The organism is Mycobacterium paragordonae, assembly GCF_003614435.1.
GTDB lineage: Bacteria > Actinomycetota > Actinomycetes > Mycobacteriales > Mycobacteriaceae > Mycobacterium > Mycobacterium paragordonae.
This window is the reverse complement of the sequence record NZ_CP025546.1, coordinates 3508568-3527520: the sequence shown is the minus strand read 5'-3', so window position 1 is coordinate 3527520 and position 18953 is coordinate 3508568. Positions and strand designations below refer to the sequence as shown.

Genomic DNA, 18953 nt, shown 5'->3' with positions numbered 1-18953 from the left:
CGGGTGCCGAATGCGCCCAGGCCCTTGCGCGCTTGCGACTCCGCGGGATTTCAACTGCGTAACGCCTGCATAACGCCGCGGCGTGTGTCGCGTCCGGGCGTGTTCGCCGCGGGCTATAACGAATGCGGTGATCCGCCGAGGGTCCAGGTAACACAGTTGCTGTATCCGCGGCGGTAACCGATATGGAACTGAAATGTGATTGCGTCCGAATCGACATGCGGCCCAGTCACGAGGTAAGTTCTGCCGGGAACAAAAGACATAAGGACAAGGGGCACAGGTATGACAGACGTGAGCGGGAAGATACGGGCCTGGGGTCGCCGACTCCTGGTCGGTGCGGCTGCGGCCGCGACCCTGCCGGGCCTGATCGGACTCGCCGGCGGTGCGCCGACCGCGGGAGCGTTCTCCCGGCCAGGTCTGCCGGTCGAGTACCTGCAGGTGCCGTCAGCGGCAATGGGACGCAGCATCAAGGTGCAGTTCCAGAGCGGCGGCGACAACTCTCCTGCGCTGTACCTGCTCGACGGCCTGCGCGCCCAGGACGACTACAACGGCTGGGACATCAACACCCCGGCGTTCGAGTGGTACTACCAGTCCGGCATCTCCGTGGTCATGCCGGTCGGTGGCCAGTCCAGCTTCTACAGCGACTGGTACAGCCCGGCCTGCGGCAAGGCGGGTTGCTCCACTTATAAGTGGGAGACCTTCCTGACCAGCGAGCTGCCCTCTTACCTGCAGAGCAACCGCAGCGTCAAGCCGACCGGCAGTGCCGCGGTCGGGTTGTCGATGGCGGGTTCGTCGGCGATGATCCTGGCCGCCTACCATCCCGCGCAGTTCATCTACGCAGGCTCGCTGTCGGCGCTGCTGGACCCGTCGCAGGGCATGGGGCCGTCGCTGATCGGCCTGGCCATGGGTGACGCGGGCGGCTACAAGGCGGCTGACATGTGGGGTCCGTCCAGCGACCCGGCGTGGCAGCGCAACGACCCGACTCTCCAGATCCCCACGCTGGTGGCCAACAACACCCGCCTGTGGGTCTACTGCGGCAACGGCAAGCCCAGCGAACTGGGTGGCGCCAACCTGCCCGCGGAGTTCCTGGAGAACTTCGTCCGCAGCAGCAACATCAAGTTCCAGGACCAGTACAACGCGGCCGGTGGCCACAACGCCGTGTTCAACTTCCAGAACGACGGCACGCACAGCTGGGAGTACTGGGGCGCGCAGCTGGTCGCCATGAAGGGTGACCTGCAGGGCGCCCTGGGCGCCAGAGGCTGACCCGCACGAAACACTGTCACTACTGCGCCTGACGGCAACCGCCGTCAGGCGCAGTAGTGCGTTATCGGGGAATTCCGCGTGGGGCTTCGTCCGTAGGGGTTCATCACGCGCCGATCTCCCCGGCGACATCCACCCACCCTGTGGTGTCGGTGCGGTGGTCGCTGGTGTTGCGGCATTCGCCGTAGACCCGCGCCACCCCTAGATTCGCGTTGTCGTCGTCGCGGTAGATCAGCGCGGTGACCTGTCCCTTGGACATCGACCTGCTGTACGGGTGGCCGCCCGGCGACAGGCCTTCCGCCCAGCCGTCGGCTGCCAGCGCCTTGGTGACGGCCGGCAGGTAGACATCGGCGCGGGTATCGGCGGGAATCGTGAAGGTCAGATACACCGCGCCCTGATACGGCGGATTGTCGCGGTCCCGGCACGACATCAACAAGTAGCCGGCCGTCGTCGTGTGCAGCTGCGCGGCCGAGACGACATCCCTGGCTGCGCCCACGGCCTGGGCTCGGCTCTGCTGGTCGGACAGCGACGGTCCCGAGCGATGCAGGGCGTCGCCGGGTGTGGCGTGCAGCTGGTCCACCGCCAGGAATGCGCCGCCCAACAGCAGCGAGGTTCCGAGTGTGGCGGCGAGCAGCGACCGGGCCTGCCTCGAGCGCAACCAGTCTGCACGCATGCCACCATTGTTCGTCAGTAGGTGAACACCCGCCGAGGGAGGGCCGGGATGCTGCAAGTCGTGTCCCGCGCCGTGCCGGTCGCGGTCGCCGTCCTGATCGTCGGCTGCACCGCGCCGCAGGGCCGGGCCGAGGGTGCCGGCCCGCTGACCGCTCTGGTCGATGCGCTCGCCGAGCGGCTGACGATCGCCGAGCCGGTGGCCGCCTATAAGTGGGGTGCACACGGCGACATCGAGGATCCGGTGCGGATCCAGCAGGAACTCGCGACGCTGCGCGAGGACGCGGCGTCGGCACACGTCGACCCGGATTATGTCGCCCGCGTATTCAGCGACCAGATCGACGCCACCGAAGCCATCGAGTACCGCCGGTTCGCAGACTGGAAGCTCGAGCCGGCCGCGGTGCCGCCGCCCCCAGCCGACCTCGCGGGATCACGAGCCGTCATCGACGCCCTGAACACTAAAATTTTGTCTCACATATCGCTTAACTGGAGTTTGCTGCACTCTCCCGCATGTGCGGGTCTGCTGCACGACGCCCGGGCTGAGGTCACCCGGCAGCGCAACCTGGACGACCTGTACCGACGTGCGCTTACGGCGGCAACCGCGTCCTACTGCCCGACTCAGCCGTCCGCCTGAGACAGCCGCCGCAACGCCGTTTGCGCCAATCTCAATGCGGTAGACAACTGATCTCATAATTTTTTCTCTTGGGTAACGCTTTGAACACGCCCGGCGAAATGCCGGACATGACCCACATCACAAAGCCCCTCATCAAGTCAGCCATCACCGCGGGATTCATCGCCACCGGCATGTCGTTGTCCACCGGCACCGCCGACGCCGACGCGATGAACTGGGAGGCCGTCGCGCAGTGCGAGTCCGGCGGCAACTGGGCCGCCAACACGGGCAACGGCGCGTACGGCGGTCTGCAGTTCAAGCAAGCCACCTGGGAGGAATACGGCGGCGTCGGAAACCCGGCGAAAGCCTCCAAGCAGCAACAAATCGCCGTTGCGAACAAAGTCCTGGCGGGTCAGGGCCCGGGCGCCTGGCCGAAATGCGCCAGCGCGGGAGGCATGGGACCCGGGATCGCGCAACTGCCCAAGCCGGGTGGAACGCTGACCCAGACCATCAGTCAGATCATCGGGATGTTCACGCCCAAACAATGATTATCGGCGGGGCGCCGCGTTTCGTTACAGGCGGCGTGATTGGATCCTCCTATGGAGGGTTCAGCAACGGTTCATATGGCGGCGCCGGCAGACAAGATCTGGGAATTAATTGCCGATATTCGAAATACCGGACGCTTCTCACCGGAAACCTTCGAGGCCGAGTGGCTAGGTGAGGCGACCGGACCCGAACTCGGAGCGCGCTTTCGCGGCCACGTCCGCCGCAACGAGATCGGGCCGGTGTACTGGACCACCTGCGAGGTGACCGCCTGCGAGCCCGGTCGCGAATTCGGGTTTGCTGTGCTGGTCGGCGACCGGGTGGTGAACAACTGGCACTACAAGCTGGTGCCGGCCGGGCCAGACGGACAGGCCACGGATGTGACCGAGTCCTTCCGGCTCGCGCCGTCTCCGTTCAACAACGTCTACCTGGTGTTGGGAGGCTTCTTACGTAAACGTCGCAACATACGAGACATGACTAAGACGCTGCATCGCATCAAAGATGTGGTCGAAGCAGGCTGAGGGGCTGGGCGGAGATCAGATCGATGAAGACGATATTCATCACCGGTGCGGGCAGCGGGATGGGCCGGGAAGGCGTCAAGCTCTTCCACGGCAAAGGTTGGCGCGTCGGCGCCGTAGACCGCAACGACGACGGCCTGGCCGCACTCAGCGTGGAACTGGGTGCCGGGCTGTGGACCCGGGTGGTCGACGTGACCGACAAGGCCGCGCTGGACACGGCTCTGGCCGACTTCTGTGCCGGCAACGCCGGCGGCGGACTCGACATGATGTGGAACAACGCCGGCATCGGTGAAGGCGGCTGGTTCGAGGACGTGCCGTACGAGGCCGCCATGCGAGTCGTCGACGTGAACTTCAAGGCCGTGCTGACGGGCGCCTACGGGGCACTCCCCTACCTGAAGAAGGCGCCGGGCAGCCTGATGTTCTCGACGTCGTCCTCCTCGGGCACCTACGGCATGCCGCGCATCGCCGTGTACTCGGCGACCAAGCATGCCGTCAAGGGTCTGACGGAGGCGCTGAGCGTGGAATGGCAGCGCCACGGCGTGCGGGTCGCCGACGTGCTGCCCGGCCTGATCGACACCGCCATCCTCACTTCGACGCCTCAGCACTCCGACGGGTCGCAAACCCAGATGACCCACGACGAACTGCGCGCCGCGGCGCCCAAGCGGGGGATGTTCCGTCTGATGCCGGCCTCCAGCGTCGCCGAGGCGGCGTGGCGGGCCTACCAGCATCCGACCCGGCTGCACTGGTATGTGCCCGGCAGCATCCGCTGGATCGACCGGCTCAAGGGCGTCAGTCCGGAGTTCGTTCGAAATCGCATCGTCAAAGCATTGCCCAGGCTGGACCCCAACCAGCAATAATGTCCTGGTGCAGAACCGGATAGTGGTAACGGCAGGAATCGCATTGGCACTCACCGTGTCCGGTTGCGGCGGAACCCAGATCATGCCGCGCAAGGCCGCGCATGTGACCATCGACGGCGCCACCCACACCACGCGCCCTCCGGCATGCAGTCAGATCCAGGCCTACCGCACCTTCGACATCCATGATCGGGACGGCCAGGTGCAAGCCGTGGTCATGATCAGCGGTGACCGGGTGATCCCGCAATTCGTCAAGATCCGCAATGTCGATGGGTTCACCGGCAGCTATTACGAGGGCGGGGTGGGCGACGCCCACGTGGACGTCAACAAGAACGCCTACACCATCACCGGCAGCGCGTCCGGCATCAACAGCAACAACCCGAACAAGGTCGTGACAACGGACTTCAAGATCAGCGCCGAGTGCTGACGGTGAAGGACAGACTGCACTGGTTCGCGATGCACGGCGTGGTCCGCGGGGTGGCCAAACTCGCGGTCCGGCGCGGTGATCTGCAAGCCCGGCTGATCGCCGACCCAGCCGTCGCGGACGACCCGGTGCCGTTCTACGACGAGATACGGCGCCGCGGCGGATTGGTGCGCAACCGGGCGAACCTGATGACGGTGGACCACCGCCTCGCCCACGATATTCTGCGTTCCGACGATTTCCATGTCATCAATTTCGGTGACAGCCTCCCGAAACCGTTGCGCTGGCTGGAAAGTCGTACTCGTGACGATCGGTTGCACCCGATGCGGCCGCCGTCGCTGCTGGCGGTCGAACCGCCCGATCACACGCGCTACCGCAAGACCGTCTCGGCGGTGTTCACCTCGCGCGCGGTGACCGCGTTGCGCGACCGGGTTCAGCAGACGGCGGACGAACTGCTCGATCGGCTCGTCGACCGGCCCGGCGGGGTCGATATCGTCGGGCGGTATTGCTCTCAGCTACCGATCACCGTCATCAGCGACATCCTCGGTGTGCCGGAGTACGACCGCCGGCGCGTCCTGGAGTTTGGCGAGTTGGCCGCCCCGAGTCTGGACATCGGGTTGCCGTGGCAGCAGTACGTCCGCGTGCAGCGGGGCGTCGCGGGCTTCAACGCATGGCTGGTGCAGCATCTGCGGGAGTTGCAACGCAATCCGGGCGACGACCTGATGAGCCAACTGATCCAGACCGCCCAAAGCGGCAGCGCGGACAGCTATCTCGATGACATCGAGCTGCAGGCGGTCGCGGGTCTGGTCCTGGTCGCCGGCTTCGAAACCACAGTCAACCTGCTGGGCAACGGAATTCGGATGTTGCTCGACCATCCCGACCAACTGGAGAAGCTGCGGGACCGGCCGGAGTTGTGGCCCAACGCTGTGGAGGAGATTTTGCGGCTCGACTCGCCCGTGCAGCTGACCGCCCGGGTGGCCGGCAGCGACGTCGAGGTGGCGGGGATGCCGATTTACCGCGACGAGGTGGTGGTCGTCTACCTGGCCGCGGCCAACCGCGACCCGGCGGTGTTCGCCGACCCGCATCGCTTCGACGTCGAAAGATCAAACGCGGGAAGGCATCTCGCGTTCTCGACGGGACGCCACTTCTGCCTCGGTGCCGCGCTGGCCCGGGCCGAGGGGGAAGTCGGGCTGCGCACCTTTTTCGACCGCTTCCCCGACGTACAGATCGCGGGTAGCGGGAGCCGCCGCAGCACCCGGGTACTGCGCGGCTGGTCGACGCTGCCGGTGCAGCTGGGCCAGACCCGATCTATGGTCGCGCGGTAGTCAGGCCAGGTAACGGCCGAACCAGTCCAGGGTTCGCTGCCAGGCGTCGGCAGCCGCTACGGCGTTGTACCGCGGACCGGTGTCGTTGAAGAACGCGTGGTCGGCATCCGGTTCCACGATCAACTCGTGCACCAGTCCCGCCCGGGCCAGCGCTGCCTCGGCCGCCGGCTGCGAAGCCGTCACCCGGTTGTCGAGCGCCGCGTAGATCCCCAGCACCGCGGCCTTGGCCTCGCCGAAGTTCGCGTTGTCGGGTAACGGCCCGTAGAACGGCACCGCGGCGGACACCGACGGCGCGCCGGCCCCCAGCAATTGCCAGACCAGTCCCCCACCGAAACAGAACCCCACCACGCCGATCTTCTGGGTAGGGGCCAACTTCCGCAGTTGCCCGACGCCCGAGTTCAGGTCCCGCACGAACTGCTCGGGTGCGATGCCGGCCAGTGCTGCGGTGGCCTGGGCAGGATCACCGAACGCGCCCGTTCCGCCCTTCTCCGACAACAGGTCGATCGCCAGCGCCGTGAAGCCGGCGCCGGCCAGCCGCCCGGCCACCGACCGCACCCAGTCGGTCAGTCCCTTGTTCTCATGGATGACCAGCACCGCGCCCTTGGGTTCGGCCGCCCGCGCCCACGCCCCTTGGAGTTGGCCCTGGGGTCCCGGCCAGGTCACCGGTGAGGTGGCCAGCGCGCCGGCCATGCCCGGTGGTTGCGTCCCGGTCGTGCTGGCCGGGGCCCTGGAAATCTCGGCGGTGGGCTTGGAAGTCTGGGCGGTGGGCCTGGAAGTCTCGGCGCTCGCGCAGGCCGCGATCAGGGTCGCCGCCGCGGTCCCGCTTACGCCGAGCAGGCCCAGCCGGCGCAGGGCTTCGCGTCTGGTCAGCAGACCGTCGACATGGTCGGTGGCGATTTCTTCGGCGATGTAGCGGTGCAGGCCCGTCACGTTCCCTCCTTAAAGCGAGTATGCGCCGCCGAGCTCTGGTTGACACCCGTGCGGCGGCCGAGTTAATTGACGGGTATGACGGAAGTGATCACAGCCGAGAATGTCGTGACCGGAATGTGGCAGGCGCTCTCGCGGCGGGACTGGGATGCGGTCAAGGCATTCCTGTCCGACGACTGCCTGTACGTGGACATGCCGGTTCCGGCGGTTTCGGCCCGTGGTCCGGAGAACATCGTGACGCGGCTGAAGATAGGACTGGAGCAGCTGGCGGGTTACGAGAACCACGACGGCGTGTTGGTGTCCAACGGTTCCGACGTGATGTACGAGCACTCGGAGACCTGGACCTTCCAGACCGGCGAGCAGGGGGTGCTGAGGTTCGTCACGGTGCATAAGGTGGTGGACGGCAAAATCGCTGTCTGGAAAGACTATTGGGACATGAACAGCCTGGTGGCGTTCGCGCCGCCGCAACATTTCGAAAACCTGGCCGGCGGCGACACCTCCTGGATTTTCGACGCCACCGCCTTGGTGTAGACACTCCCGCCGATGCCGCCCGCGGCCTACCAGGCGACGCGCGCAGCGCATCTCGGGGCGGTGCAGGACGCCCTGAAAGATCATGTCGCGCGCCTGAACTGGTCACGCCCCCAGATCGAGAACTACCAGCAACACCGGCTGCGGGCACTGTTGTCCTACGCCAAGGAGCGGTCGCCGTTTCACGCGCGGCGGTTGGCGGCGCTGGACCCGTCGGGGGCCACCATCGCCGACCTGGCGTCGCTGCCCATCATGACCAAGCAGGACGCCCAACAGAATTGGGACACCATCAACACCGCGCCCGGGCTGGACCGGGCCACCGCCGAGCGGATCCTGGCCGAGCAGCAAGGGTTCTCCTATCTCGACGGATACCAGTTCTTCAGCTCCGGCGGATCCAGCGGGGTGCGCGGGGTTTACGTCTGGGACTGGGATTTCTACATCTCGGCGGCCTGTCTCGCGTGGCGGGTTCAGGCCCGCGAAGAACAACGGGCACAACCGCTTCCGGCCCGACTGGCGGTGTTGACCGCCGGCGTTCCCCCGCACGCCAGCACCCCGCTTTTCGACGTGCCGACCGCCCCGGGCATGCAGACCGTCGTGATCGCCGCCGGTGCCCCGTTCCACGAGGTCTTGTCGGCGGTGGCCGCCGCTGCGCCGACGCATCTGGTGGGTTATCCGACGGTGATCGGACGGCTGGCCCGCGCATCCCTGGCCGGTGACCTGCACATCGAGCCGGTCCGGGTGAGCACCAACTCCGAGCCGCTGCTCGACGAAGACCGCGCAGCGATCACCAGAGCTTGGCAACCCGTGATTCACAACCTATGGGGCTCAACCGAAATCGGCGTGCAGGCGGTCGGTTGCGGGCGCGGCGCGGGGTTGCACGTCTGCGAGGACGAGGTCGTGCTCGAGCGAGTGAACGCCGATGGTGTTCCGGTCGGTCCGCTGCAGCCCGCGGTGCGGACGCTCGCCACCGGACTGGCCAACCGGACGTTCCCCTTCATCCGTTACGACCTCGGCGATCAGGTGGCGCCGTTACCGGGCGACTGCCCCTGTGGCAGCGCCTTCGCCAGAGTCGCCGATATCGGTGGCCGCCGCGACGACGACTTCCGGTACCACGACGTCACCGTGCCCCCGATTATTTTTCGTCACGTGCTCGGAACCGACGCCCGCATCTCGGAATACCAGGTCGTCCAAACCCCCACCGGCGCCGACATCTTGGTGGTCGGCGCGCCGGATACCGAAACGCTCACCGCCGCAATGGTCGCGGCGCTGCGCCGGTACGGGTTGGCGCAACCGGTGATCCGAATCCGGTTGACCGACAGCCTGAACCGGCATCAGGCCAGCGGAAAGCTGCGCCGGTTCATCCCGCTACCGTGATCGGTCCGCGCGGGTCGCCGCTGGCGAGGCGGTAGATGCGGGCGGCGTTGTGGTGAGCGATCAGGTCGACCACCCGGATGGCGTCCGCCTCGCTCCAGTCACCGGCGTCGACGAAGCCGTGCAGCACCCGACCGATTGCGTTGCGCCACAACGCCGCTCCGAGATAGTGCAGTTCCGTCGGTCCGAAACCGTCGGATGAGTACAGGATCTTGCGGAACGGCGCGAGTTCGAGGAGCCGGGCGACGAATGCCGGTGATCGCGCGCCCAGCTGGTTCACGGTCAACCCGCCGTCCACATAGACGTTGTTGAAGGCCTGCGCCAGGTAGCCGGCTTGACGTTCGTAGGGGTAGCAATGCAGCAACACGATCGGGGTATCCCCCGAATTGCGCAGGAAGTCAAGCAGATACAGCGGGTCGGTCTTGTGCAGATCACAGTCGCGATCACCGAGACCGACGTGGAACTGCAACGGTTTGCCCAATCGCAACGCCTGATACAACCCGAACCGGAGCAGCACCCGATCGTGCAGCCGGACGCCACCCTCATCGCGCCAGCGTCGCGCGGCGGCCCTGACCTCGGCCGCGGACGGCTCACTCAGGTCGCCGTCGAACCCTCCCCGGTAGGCAAGGATCGACTTGGTGCCCACCGCGCCGGCGGCGCGGCGGATCAGGATCTCTTCGAACGCCGCCGTTTACTCGCCGTCGGCCTGCGCCGCCTCCTCCGCCACCTGCTCCAGACGCACCACTTCGTAGGCGCGGCGACCGGACAGCTCGCCGAACTCGGCGACGTCGGTGACTCCTTCGGCGAATCCGGTGTCGATCAGCCAGTTGCTCACCCCGGCGGCGGGCAGAAACCGCCGCGCCAGTTCGGATTCGCTGAATTGGCTCCGGCGCTCCCAGTACTCCTGCGCGTCCGCGTGTCTGGGTAGCCCGAGGACGGCGGCGCAATGATTGCGCACCGCGAAGCCGAGTTGGGTGTCGAAGCCGGAGTCGAAGTCGGCGAGCGGCTCCGTATTGGCCTCGTTGAGCGCATTCTCGAAACGCCGCCGGTCGCCGGCGGCCACCCAGCAGCCGTGCGCGTGCTGGTCGATCAGCGCTACTCGGCGAATATGTTGTGACAGCGCGGAATCCGTGGGCCGGGTCATAGGCTCCAGGCCATCCGGAACTTGTCGGCGAGCGCCGCGGGTTCGAGGTCGGCGTAGCGGTCGTGCTCCATCCGGCGCACCGCGGTCACCATGTCGACCACCGGATCGCCCAGCAGCTTCCGCATCAGCGCTGAATCCTGCAGTGCCGCAAGGGCTTGCACCTGATCATCGGGAAGCAGCCGGGTCCCGGCCCGGTCCCGGTCCGCGTCGGAAAGTTGTGCGGGGTCCACCGTCGTTTCGGGTGGCAACGTCGCCTGGCCGGTGACGCCGTCGAGCGCCAGGGCGAGAATCGCCGCGGTAGCCAGGTAGGGGTTGGACGAGGGGTCGACGATCTTCACTTCGACGTTGGCGCCGTGCGGATTGCCGGGGCCGCCCTCGATGAACCGCACCGCGGCTTCCCGGTTCTCGATGCCCCAGCAGGCGTAGGCGCCAGCCCAATTGCCGGGCTTCATCCGCAGGCCGGACACGATCGATCCGGACAGGATCGCCTGCGCCTGTGGTAGCCCGTGTAGTACCCCCGCTACCGCTGCCTGCCCCGCCGCGGTCATGCCGCCCGGGCCGCTGCCGCCGGAGAACAGCGGGCCCTCCGGCATGGTCAGCGAAAAGTGTTGATGCGCGCCCGATCCCACGCTCCCGGCGAACGGTGCCGGGGACAGGCTGACCCGCATCCCGTGGCGGCGGGCGGCACGGCCGATGATGATCCGCATCAGCACCAGCTGGTCGGCCGCGGCCACCGGAGACTGCGGTGCCAGCGAGAGCTCGAACTGATTGGGCCCGTACTCGGGATGGAACTGCTCGATCACCACCCCGGCCGACGTGGCACCGGCGATGACGTCCCGAACGAACGCCTCGTGTTCTAAGACCCCGGCCAGGCCGTACTGTGCCCACAACGTGGCGGGCAGCCGACCGCCGTCGGAATCCACCAGCAGGAACTCGATTTCGTGACCGACCGCGGCCTGGATGCCGGCGTCGGCCAGGGCGGCCTCGATCCGGCCCAATGTCCCCCGGCTGCAGACCGGAACGGGGGTCCCGTCCTGTTCGAAGAAACCGGCGGGTGCCCACGCCAACCCGTCACCGATGAGGCGCAGTGCGGACAGGTCGATGCGCAGGCGTTGATCCCCCACCACGCTGACGTCATCGGTGAATGCGATGCCGGTCTGGTCGATGGCGAAGGCGTGCCAGGTCGGGCTGGCGCCCAGACCCGGATCGGCGAACGTGTTCGTCCGGCGGATCGGCACCGTTTTGGCCAGGGTGAGTCCGGCGGGGTTCACCACGGTGCCGATGACGGTGTCGACGCCCTCGGCCTCGAGTTGGGCGATAGCCGCAGCAGCGAGCGGAGTGGCGGTCATGGCAGCCATTCTGCGGTTCCGGCTGATACGCCCCGGATCAGGCTCGGCTGGGCAGGGTCAGCTTGCACGCCTGCCCGATGTCCAGGGTGCGCAGCACCCGGCCCATGCCGACCCAGAGTGCGCACGAGATCGCCAGGTCGGCGAGCAGCTCGTCGGAGAAGTGTTCGGCGGCCCGGCTCCAGAAGTCCTCGTCGTCACGCAGCTCGGTGTGATCGGTGGAGAAGCGGTGCGCGAACTCGGCCGCCAGCCGCTCCTGCTCGCTGTACCCCGGCCAGGTCCGCCACTCGGTCGCGTGGTGGTAGAGGTCTTCGTCGACCCCGGCCGCCGGGCCGTCTGCGTCACGGGTATTGGCGCAAACGATGCATTCGTTGTTGTCGGCGATCACCGCCCGCGCGATCTCGCGGGTGCGCAGCGGCAACCGGTTGCTGGTGTAGACCGCTCGGCTGAAATTGGCCATCGCACCGCCGAGTTCAGGGGATTTCAGGACCCAGCCGGCGACATCGTCGTCCGCGAAACTTCCGATTCGGCTCATGGCGAGATGGTACGCCCGGCCGATTCGTACTTGAACCGAACACCACCCGCGCGCTACCTTGATGCAAATGAAAATCATGTTCAAAACATGTGGTTCTCATAGAAGGCCGGGTGGGGAGGGGTAGTGACGGGCTTCAGCGGGTGGATGGCCGCGCCTCCCGAGGTGCACTCGGCGCTGTTGAGCAGCGGCCCTGGGCCGGGTGCGCTGCTCGCCGCCGCTTCGGCGTGGTCGGCGCTCAGCGCTGAATACGCCACCGTTGCAGCCGAACTCGTCGCGGTGCTGGGAGCGGTGCAGGGCGCAGCCTGGGCGGGACCCAGCGCGCAGGCCTACGTGGAAGCCCACCTGCCCTACCTGAACTGGTTGACCCAGGCCGGCCAGAGCAGCGCCGAGAACGCGGCACGCGAAGAAGCCATGGCGGCGGCCTACCTGACGGCACTGGCCACTATGCCGACGCTGCCCGAACTCGCGGCGAATCACGCCGTGCACGGCGCACTGCTGGCAACCAACTTCTTCGGCATCAACACCATCCCGATCGCGCTGAATGAGACCGACTACGCCCGCATGTGGACTCAGGCCGCCGCCACCATGAGCGGCTACCAAGCCGCGTCCGATTCGGCGCTGGCCGCTGCGCCCCCGGCCGACCCGGCACCGCAGATCCTGCAGAACCCGCTGCAGGCCTACCAGGACTTCATGAGCAATCCGCAGCTCAACCCGTTCACGCAATTCGAGAATTTGATCAACAACCCGCAGCTCGATGCGATCCTGCAGCAGTTGGGCATTGGGAACGACACGATCGCCCACGATCCACTGGTCGACAACGCGCTGGACGACTTCGTCGCCAACGTCCTGCGGAACTTCGGCTACGACTGGAATCCCGCCGAAGGCACGCTGAACGGCCTTGAATACGACTACTACACCGATCCGACCGTCGCGGCTTTCTGGGTGGCCCGGACGCTGGAATTGGGCGAGGATTTTCAGCAGTTCTTCGTCTATCTGCAGACCAACCCGGTGCTGGCCGTGCAGTACCTCGTCAGCCTGGAGTTGTTCGACTGGCCGACCCACCTTGCCGAGGTCTTCACCCTGACCAGCCAGCCGGCTGCGCTGGCCGCCGCGCTCCCGGTGGCCGCTGCCCCGCTTGCCTCGGCGGGCGGCCTCGCCGGACTGGCCGGGCTGGCCGCGCTGCCGCAACCGGTCGCGGCGCCGGCGATGGTTCCGATCGCCGCCCAGCCTCCGCTACCGGTGGCAGGGCTGTCCTCGACCACCGCGCCGGCCGCGGCACCCGCGTCGGCGCCGGCGCCGGCGCCGCACACGACGGCGGGGCCGCCATCCCCTTCTCCCTCGCCGCCGGCATCGCCCGCCGCGGGTGGGGCCGGCTTCACACCGCCTTACGCGGTGCCACCCGGGATCGGATTCGGTTCCGGGCTCAGCGCGAAGGCGAGCTCCGCGGCGAAAAGGCAGGCGTCACAACCCGACAGCGCTGCCCAGGCGGCCGCTGCCGCGGCTCGCGAGCAGGGGCGGGCCCGGCGCCGCCGCGCGGCCAGAAACCGCGGGTTCGGCGACGAGTTCCTGGACATGAATGTCGACGTCAACCCACAATGGGACCCCCAACGGGACCCCCAGTGGGACGGGCCGCCGTCGGCCCAGGCCTCCGAGCGGGGCGCGCAGACAATGGGTTTCGCGGGCACGGTGTCCGACGAATCCCTCAGTGGCGCCGCCGGATTGACAACGCTGGCCGGTGACGGGTTCGGCGACGGGCCGAGGATGCCGTTGCTGCCCGGGAGCTGGCTCAACGACTCGCAATAGCCTCGGTCGCGGTGTCCTCGTTCCAATCGCGTTGCGCGATAACGCGATATGCGACCCGGCCCAGTGCGGCCTCCACTTGGCTGCGGTCGGGGCGGACGGCGAAACCGGGCGAGCGGGAGAGCTTGTCGATGATCCAGGCCAGCAGCAGTGAATACACATACTGCACCTGCTCGAAGCCCGCGGGTGTGAGCCAGAGCCGATCCCCCTCGCGCGTTACATAACCCGCGGCGACCAATCGGTTGAAGGTGGGTTCGAGCACCTCGAAGGGAATCTGCAGATTGTCGCCGATGTCGGTGAGGCGCGCGGAGCCGAAGAACTGCGTGTAGCGGTTGACCCGCAGCAACGCCCACAGCCCCGCAACGTCGAGCCGGCAATCGGGCCGCATCGCGATGCTGCGCAACCGCACCCCGGGCTCGCCGCGCAGCATGCGCGCAATCGCGTTCTCCAGCAGGCGTTCCGGCGTATCGGTGGTCGGCATGCCGAACCCGTCGCCGATGTCGACCGCGCTGTTGTGAATGTCGCGCAACGGGACCTCGCGCAGGAACAGGGCCAAGACGAAGCCGGCCGCCGCGACCGGTGCGGCCCACAGGAAAACCTGGGACAGCGACTCGGCGTAGGCGTGCACGATCGGCGCGGCCACGGCCGGCGGTTGCCGGTGCAGCGCCGCGGGCGAACTCACCGCGTCCGGAGTCGCCCCGGTCTCCGCCAGCGCCGCGGCCAGTCGCGAGCTGAGAAAGTTGACGAACAGGGATCCGAAGATGGCCGCCCCGAACGAGCTGCCGATGGTGCGGAAGAAGCTCACCCCTGAGGTGGCGACACCGAGGTCCTCGAAGTCCGACGTGTTCTGCACGATGAGCACCAGAACCTGCATGGACAGGCCGATGCCGGCCCCAAGAATGAGCAGGTACACCGACTGCAGCAGCGCCGACGTCGACTTGTCCATGGTGGACATCAGCAGGAAAGCGAGCGTCATCAGCGCGGTGCCGACGACCGGGAAGATCTTGTAGCGTCCGGTCCGGCCGACCACGGTGCCACTGCCGGTCGAGGTGATCAGCATCCCGACCACCATCGGCAGCGTCCGCAGACCCGACGTGGTGGCCGAGACTCCGTTGACGTACTGCATGAAGGTGGGCAGGAATGTCATCGCGCCCAGCATCGCGAACCCGACGACGAACGACAGCACACAGCAGACGGTGAATACCGGGCTGCCGAACAACCGGATCGGCAGAATCGGTGCGGCCGCGCGGTTTTCCACCCAGACGAACACGGCCAGGGACACCGCGGCGGCCGCGAAGAGCCCGATGATCGTCGGTGAACCCCAGGGATGGACGGTGCCGCCCCAGCTGGTGGCCAGGGTCAGGCAGGCCGCGCCCAGGCCGATGAAGACGATCCCGGCGTAATCCACCACGGGTTTGGTGGCCGACTTCAGCGCCGGAATCGCCGCGGCCGCCACGCAGATCACCACCAGCGAGACCGGCAGATTGATCCAGAACGCCCAGCGCCAGGTCAGGTAGTCGGTGAAATAGCCGCCGAGTAACGGGCCGACGACCGTGGTGACGCCAAAGACCGCGCCAAGAATGCCCTGGTAACGGCCACGCTCGCGCAGCGGCACCACCTCGCCGATCAAGGCGCTGGCCGTGACGGTGATGGCCCCACCGCCGATGCCCTGCAGGGCCCGCGCGCCCACCAGCATGGTCATCGACTGCGCCAGCCCGCACAGCACCGACCCCACGACGAAAAACAGCACGGCGACTTCGAAAACCCGTTTGCGGCCGAAGATGTCACCGAGTTTGCCGACCAGCGCGGTGACGATCGTCGAGGCCAGCAGGTAACTGGTGACCACCCATGATTGACGGCCGGCATCGCCCAGGTCGGCGACGATGGTCGGCAGCGCGGTGGCGACGATGGTCTGGTCGAGGGCCGCGAGCAGCATTCCGAGCGCGATCGCGGCAAAGATGAAGTTGCGTCGCCCGGGCGTGATCAGCGTGCTGCCGGGCGCGAGATCAGCGGCCGGCGCGGGTGCGGCGACCGTCGATCTCGAGCTTGTCATGGCGGCCTTCCCGTCGGCGTCGGATCCCTGTGGTTGCCGGTGCCGATCCGTGGAGGCGTAAGCGGGCGCTCCGGTATCAGCTCGGCGGGCGCGAGACGCACTGGGCGGAGTAGAGCTCCTCGCCCAGCTTGTCCATCAGCTCCAGCTGCGTCTCGAGATAGTCGACGTGCGATTCCTCGTCGGCGACGATCCCTTCCAGCAGAATCGCGCTGGTGCTGTCCTGCTTTTCGCGGCACATGATGATGCCCGGCTTGAGCCGGTTCAAAACTTCGTGCTCAATCGCCAGGTCGGCCTCGAATTGTTCGCGCAGAGTCTGGCCGATGCGCAGGGAGAAGATCCGCTGGTAGTTCGGCAGGCCGTCCAGCAGCAGGATGCGGTCGGTGATCGCTTCGGCGTGCCGCATCTCGTCGAACGACTCCGCCCGCGTGTGCTTCGCGAGTTCGGTGAATCCCCAGTTGTCCTGCATTTTCGAGTGCAGGAAGTACTGGTTGATCGCGGTCAGTTCGCTGGTCAACTGTTCGTTGAGGAGACGTAGAACGTCTGGATCGCCTTGCATGGTCACTCCTACGGTGTGAAGGCTGTCAGTCGATCCGCGGGCGCACTGGGCTGTAGCGCGCCGTACGGGTGGAGCAGCACCGTTGGGTGCCGTTTTCAATCTAGTGCAGCCAAGGCAACTGAGCCCACGCTTAACTGCGCCGTCGGCGCGTCTCGTCGTGGCGTAAGTGTGATCAGTCGTTTTTAGTTAGGTTAGACTCTGCTAACTCACTTAGGTTAGACTCCACTAATATGAGCACACACTACGCGCCCTCCGCATTTGCGGGTGGTGTCCGCTGATGTACGTGTGCCTGTGCGTCGGAGCCACCAACCACACGGTGTGTGACGCCGTTTCACGGGGCGCCTCGACCTGCAAGGAAGTGGCCGCGCTGTGTGGCGCCGGAGGTGACTGCGGGCGCTGCCGCCGGACGCTGCGGGCCATCATCTCCGCCGCGCGCGTCAATCAGGCTGAACTGGAGCCCGCGTCGTCTTCTTTGGGGTCCGCTCAGAAGTCCGCTTGACCGGTCCGCGCACGGCCGCTCAGCGCCGCCGGTTCCCGAAATCTGCCAGCGCCGCGGCGTTGGCCTGACCACCCATCAGCTCGGCGAAGTGTGCGTTCTCCCGTGCCGTCGCCGCAGCGATCTCCGGACGGATCGGTTCGACCATCGTGTGCTTGACCGCCATCAGGCTCGAAATCGGCCGCGCGGCAAGAATATCGGCGTGCCGGCGCGCCTCTGGCAACAGCTCGTCGGGCTCACAGACCCGCCACACCAATCCCATTCGCAGCGCCTCGTCGGCGTCGATCCACTCTGAGGACATCAGTAACCACGCCGCGTTCTGCCGACCCACCAGCTGCGGCAACAGATACGACGACGCCGCCTCGGGCGCGACGCCCAGGCTGGTGAACGGGCATTTCAACCGGGCGGTGGTCGACATGAAGGCAAGATCGGCGTAGCCGAGGATGGTGGTCCCGATGCCCAGCCCCAAGCCGTTGACGGCGCAGATCAGCGGCTTGGGAAAGGCGCTGAGGGTCTCGATCAGACCGCGGAACCCGTACTTCCCGGGGGTGAAGTCGGGGTCGGAGATCATGGCCTGCATGTCGGCCAGGTCGGTGCCGGCGCTGAAGGCACGGCCCGCGCCGGTCAGCAGGACGACGGCGACCTCGGGATCCTCGGCGGCATCCAACAGCGCCTGGGCGGTGGCGTCGTACAGCGCCTCGTTGAATGCGTTCAGGGCCTCGGGCCGGTTCAGGGTGAGAGTGCGGACCCGGTTGTCGTCATCGACCAGCAGCGTCACGCCTGGCAGCCTAGCCGGGGCGACGATGCGGGCCGGGACGGGCCGCTGAGGAGTGCGGCCAATCAGGCTCAGCTGTTGGTATATACGCGGGTTGGCTGGATCAGCACCACCGCGCGCCGCTCCTCGGCCATGACCCGGTCGTACTCGTCCCAGTTGTCGTGGGTGCCGCCGGCGGCGGTGAACACGTCGCGCAGCAACAGCCGCAACTGGTCAGGGTCCGACAACCAGTCCTGTCCGTCGTCCGGGCCGGCCAACTCCGCGCGGCCTTCGACGGTGGCCCATTGCCAACCGTTGCGGAACGTGACGGCCAGCTGGGGACGGGCCCGCAGGTTGGCCAGCTTGACCTTGCCGTAGGTGGTGAAACCGAGCACGGGCTCTCCCCCGGCCGGGTGTGGCAGCAGTCCGACGTTCACCAGCGACGCCTGCACGCTCCCGTCGGCGCGCACCGTGGATATCACCGCGAGTCCGCTTTCGGACGCTGCCAGCGCCACCGCATCCTGAAGTGTCGTCATCTGCCTACCCTTCCCGGAACGGCGTCCTGATCACGTAGCGGCTGGTGGGTACCGTGTCGATGTTCTCGTTGGCGCCGAAGGCCGAAGTGCTGGCCACCATCCGGCCCACCCGGTGTTGTAGGTCGGCGTCGTCGGCGGCGCCGAAGAACGCCTTCAAGTCGGTGACCGCCTCCAGCGGGAACAACTCCTCGACGATGGCCGAGATTCCCGGAGCGTCCGGGGTAAGGGCGCGCACCACCCAGTTCTGGGTGTAGCCGAATGTGGACTGGGTCTCGATGGCCACCTGGGTGTGGTTGAGTTGCCAGCGGTCAAGCCAGGTCGCCTGATCCAGGTCCTGCGGTCGCCGCAGCAACGCAATATTCGCCAAACCCGTTGTGCGCTCACCTGATTCGAATACCGGCCCAGGCATCGGAACCGACTCGGTGACCAGGTAGGCGGCGAGCTGCCCGCATTCGGCGGACAGCACCCGCAGGGCCGCCGACATCTGCTCGCCGTAACACTGCTGCGTCCACATGCTCACCACCGCGGCGGCCGGCGGGTCCAGGGTCGTCAGCGTCATCAGCGAGTCGCGCACCGCGCTGTCGCGGACGTTCACCGTCAGCCCGGGCAGGCCCAGTTCCGACAATTCGGTGGCCACCGGCCCCCGAAGACGCGCGCACCAGTCGTCGTCGTATTCGGCCCGCCGCAGCACTGCGATCACTTTCTCCATG

General features: G+C 67.1%; 20 protein-coding genes and 1 pseudogene. 11 read left to right on the top strand and 10 right to left on the bottom strand.

What is annotated here, in order from left to right; all coding sequences use genetic code 11:
• Positions 1-279: 279 nt before the first annotated feature.
• A complete protein-coding gene (gene ag85B, locus C0J29_RS16020) occupies positions 280-1260 on the top strand; it encodes a diacylglycerol acyltransferase/mycolyltransferase Ag85B (protein WP_065044249.1) in 981 nt (326 codons plus the stop codon).
• 103 nt (positions 1261-1363) lie between these two features.
• On the opposite strand, the gene C0J29_RS16015 is transcribed toward ag85B, so the two are convergent.
• Positions 1364-1930, bottom strand: a complete 567-nt coding sequence (locus C0J29_RS16015; protein ID WP_082977915.1) for a hypothetical protein — start codon at positions 1928-1930, stop codon at positions 1364-1366.
• Between the two features lie 48 nt (positions 1931-1978).
• On the opposite strand from C0J29_RS16015, the gene C0J29_RS16010 reads away from it, so the two are divergent.
• The 6 genes from C0J29_RS16010 (at position 1979) to C0J29_RS15985 (ending at position 6197) form a co-directional block, all read left to right on the top strand.
• A complete protein-coding gene (locus C0J29_RS16010) occupies positions 1979-2560 on the top strand; it encodes a chorismate mutase (RefSeq protein ID WP_120792909.1) in 582 nt (193 codons plus the stop codon).
• Positions 2561-2667: 107 nt separating this feature from the next.
• Positions 2668-3084: a transglycosylase family protein gene (locus tag C0J29_RS16005; RefSeq protein WP_065044287.1), complete on the top strand. Its 417-nt coding sequence runs from the start codon at positions 2668-2670 to the stop codon at positions 3082-3084.
• A gap of 51 nt (positions 3085-3135) precedes the next feature.
• Complete coding sequence (locus C0J29_RS16000; RefSeq protein WP_065044250.1) at positions 3136-3600, top strand: SRPBCC family protein; 465 nt, start codon at positions 3136-3138, stop codon at positions 3598-3600.
• Positions 3601-3623: 23 nt separating this feature from the next.
• Complete coding sequence (locus tag C0J29_RS15995; protein ID WP_065044251.1) at positions 3624-4454, top strand: SDR family oxidoreductase; 831 nt, start codon at positions 3624-3626, stop codon at positions 4452-4454.
• A gap of 7 nt (positions 4455-4461) precedes the next feature.
• A complete protein-coding gene (locus C0J29_RS15990; RefSeq protein ID WP_065044252.1) occupies positions 4462-4878 on the top strand; it encodes a lipoprotein LpqH in 417 nt (138 codons plus the stop codon).
• A gap of 2 nt (positions 4879-4880) precedes the next feature.
• On the top strand, positions 4881-6197 hold the full coding sequence (locus tag C0J29_RS15985) for a cytochrome P450 (RefSeq protein WP_065044288.1): 1317 nt from the start codon (positions 4881-4883) through the stop codon (positions 6195-6197).
• Here C0J29_RS15985 and C0J29_RS15980 read toward each other — a convergent pair whose 3' ends face one another.
• Positions 6198-7127: a dienelactone hydrolase family protein gene (locus tag C0J29_RS15980; RefSeq protein WP_120792908.1), complete on the bottom strand. Its 930-nt coding sequence runs from the start codon at positions 7125-7127 to the stop codon at positions 6198-6200.
• Between the two features lie 84 nt (positions 7128-7211).
• Between C0J29_RS15980 and C0J29_RS15975 the strand changes: the two genes are divergently transcribed.
• Positions 7212-7655, top strand: coding sequence for a limonene-1,2-epoxide hydrolase family protein (locus tag C0J29_RS15975; RefSeq protein WP_065044289.1), 444 nt, complete (start codon positions 7212-7214; stop codon positions 7653-7655).
• A 12-nt stretch (positions 7656-7667) separates the two neighbouring features.
• Positions 7668-9026: a phenylacetate--CoA ligase family protein gene (locus C0J29_RS15970; RefSeq protein WP_120792907.1), complete on the top strand. Its 1359-nt coding sequence runs from the start codon at positions 7668-7670 to the stop codon at positions 9024-9026.
• On the opposite strand, the pseudogene C0J29_RS15965 reads toward C0J29_RS15970, so the two are convergent.
• The 3 genes and pseudogenes from C0J29_RS15965 to C0J29_RS15955 all read right to left on the bottom strand — a co-directional run bounded on the left by C0J29_RS15965 (position 9010) and on the right by C0J29_RS15955 (position 12048).
• Positions 9010-10167, bottom strand: a pseudogene (locus C0J29_RS15965) (amidohydrolase family protein). The gene C0J29_RS15970 and the pseudogene C0J29_RS15965 overlap by 17 nt on opposite strands.
• Positions 10164-11516 (bottom strand): type I glutamate--ammonia ligase, encoded by a 1353-nt coding sequence (locus C0J29_RS15960; protein WP_120792906.1) that lies wholly within the window; start codon positions 11514-11516, stop codon positions 10164-10166. The pseudogene C0J29_RS15965 and the gene C0J29_RS15960 overlap by 4 nt, the downstream one beginning before the upstream one ends.
• Before the next feature lie 37 nt (positions 11517-11553).
• Positions 11554-12048: a carboxymuconolactone decarboxylase family protein gene (locus tag C0J29_RS15955; RefSeq protein WP_065163075.1), complete on the bottom strand. Its 495-nt coding sequence runs from the start codon at positions 12046-12048 to the stop codon at positions 11554-11556.
• Between the two features lie 144 nt (positions 12049-12192).
• On the opposite strand from C0J29_RS15955, the gene C0J29_RS15950 reads away from it, so the two are divergent.
• Positions 12193-13851 carry a PPE family protein gene (locus C0J29_RS15950; protein WP_120792905.1) on the top strand — a complete coding sequence of 553 codons (1659 nt, stop codon included), beginning with the start codon at positions 12193-12195 and terminating at the stop codon, positions 13849-13851.
• Here C0J29_RS15950 and C0J29_RS15945 read toward each other — a convergent pair.
• Together C0J29_RS15945 and bfr are read right to left on the bottom strand one after the other, a co-directional pair.
• The gene (locus tag C0J29_RS15945; protein ID WP_065044257.1) at positions 13835-15901 is read right to left on the bottom strand and encodes an MDR family MFS transporter; all 2067 of its coding nucleotides are present in this window, start codon (positions 15899-15901) and stop codon (positions 13835-13837) included. The genes C0J29_RS15950 and C0J29_RS15945 overlap by 17 nt on opposite strands.
• Positions 15902-15977: 76 nt before the next feature.
• On the bottom strand, positions 15978-16457 hold the full coding sequence (gene bfr, locus C0J29_RS15940) for a bacterioferritin (protein WP_065044292.1): 480 nt from the start codon (positions 16455-16457) through the stop codon (positions 15978-15980).
• Positions 16458-16734: 277 nt separating this feature from the next.
• Here bfr and C0J29_RS15935 point away from each other — a divergent pair, with 277 nt between their 5' ends.
• Positions 16735-16956 (top strand): (2Fe-2S)-binding protein, encoded by a 222-nt coding sequence (locus tag C0J29_RS15935; RefSeq protein WP_120792904.1) that lies wholly within the window; start codon positions 16735-16737, stop codon positions 16954-16956.
• Positions 16957-16975: 19 nt separating this feature from the next.
• Here C0J29_RS15935 and C0J29_RS15930 read toward each other — a convergent pair whose 3' ends face one another.
• The 3 genes from C0J29_RS15930 to C0J29_RS15920 form a co-directional block, all read right to left on the bottom strand.
• A complete protein-coding gene (locus C0J29_RS15930; protein ID WP_065163061.1) occupies positions 16976-17731 on the bottom strand; it encodes an enoyl-CoA hydratase/isomerase family protein in 756 nt (251 codons plus the stop codon).
• Between the two features lie 68 nt (positions 17732-17799).
• Positions 17800-18243 (bottom strand): PPOX class F420-dependent oxidoreductase, encoded by a 444-nt coding sequence (locus C0J29_RS15925; protein WP_065044260.1) that lies wholly within the window; start codon positions 18241-18243, stop codon positions 17800-17802.
• A 4-nt stretch (positions 18244-18247) separates the two neighbouring features.
• A complete protein-coding gene (locus tag C0J29_RS15920) occupies positions 18248-18952 on the bottom strand; it encodes an EthD domain-containing protein (RefSeq protein ID WP_197748208.1) in 705 nt (234 codons plus the stop codon).
• Position 18953: the final 1 nt, after the last annotated feature.

Coding starts and splice junctions, on each gene's coding strand:
- C0J29_RS16005 (WP_065044287.1), top strand. CDS start 2,668: ATGACCCACATCACAAAGCCCCTCATCAAGTCAGCCATCACCGCGGGA.
- C0J29_RS16010 (WP_120792909.1), top strand. CDS start 1,979: ATGCTGCAAGTCGTGTCCCGCGCCGTGCCGGTCGCGGTCGCCGTCCTG.
- C0J29_RS15945 (WP_065044257.1), bottom strand. CDS start 15,901: ATGACAAGCTCGAGATCGACGGTCGCCGCACCCGCGCCGGCCGCTGAT.
- C0J29_RS16015 (WP_082977915.1), bottom strand. CDS start 1,930: ATGCGTGCAGACTGGTTGCGCTCGAGGCAGGCCCGGTCGCTGCTCGCC.
- C0J29_RS15955 (WP_065163075.1), bottom strand. CDS start 12,048: ATGAGCCGAATCGGAAGTTTCGCGGACGACGATGTCGCCGGCTGGGTC.
- C0J29_RS16000 (WP_065044250.1), top strand. CDS start 3,136: ATGGAGGGTTCAGCAACGGTTCATATGGCGGCGCCGGCAGACAAGATC.
- C0J29_RS15925 (WP_065044260.1), bottom strand. CDS start 18,243: ATGACGACACTTCAGGATGCGGTGGCGCTGGCAGCGTCCGAAAGCGGA.
- bfr (WP_065044292.1), bottom strand. CDS start 16,457: ATGCAAGGCGATCCAGACGTTCTACGTCTCCTCAACGAACAGTTGACC.
- C0J29_RS15970 (WP_120792907.1), top strand. CDS start 7,668: ATGCCGCCCGCGGCCTACCAGGCGACGCGCGCAGCGCATCTCGGGGCG.
- C0J29_RS15935 (WP_120792904.1), top strand. CDS start 16,735: ATGTACGTGTGCCTGTGCGTCGGAGCCACCAACCACACGGTGTGTGAC.
- C0J29_RS15920 (WP_197748208.1), bottom strand. CDS start 18,952: ATGGAGAAAGTGATCGCAGTGCTGCGGCGGGCCGAATACGACGACGAC.
- C0J29_RS15995 (WP_065044251.1), top strand. CDS start 3,624: ATGAAGACGATATTCATCACCGGTGCGGGCAGCGGGATGGGCCGGGAA.
- ag85B (WP_065044249.1), top strand. CDS start 280: ATGACAGACGTGAGCGGGAAGATACGGGCCTGGGGTCGCCGACTCCTG.
- C0J29_RS15960 (WP_120792906.1), bottom strand. CDS start 11,516: ATGACCGCCACTCCGCTCGCTGCTGCGGCTATCGCCCAACTCGAGGCC.
- C0J29_RS15950 (WP_120792905.1), top strand. CDS start 12,193: ATGGCCGCGCCTCCCGAGGTGCACTCGGCGCTGTTGAGCAGCGGCCCT.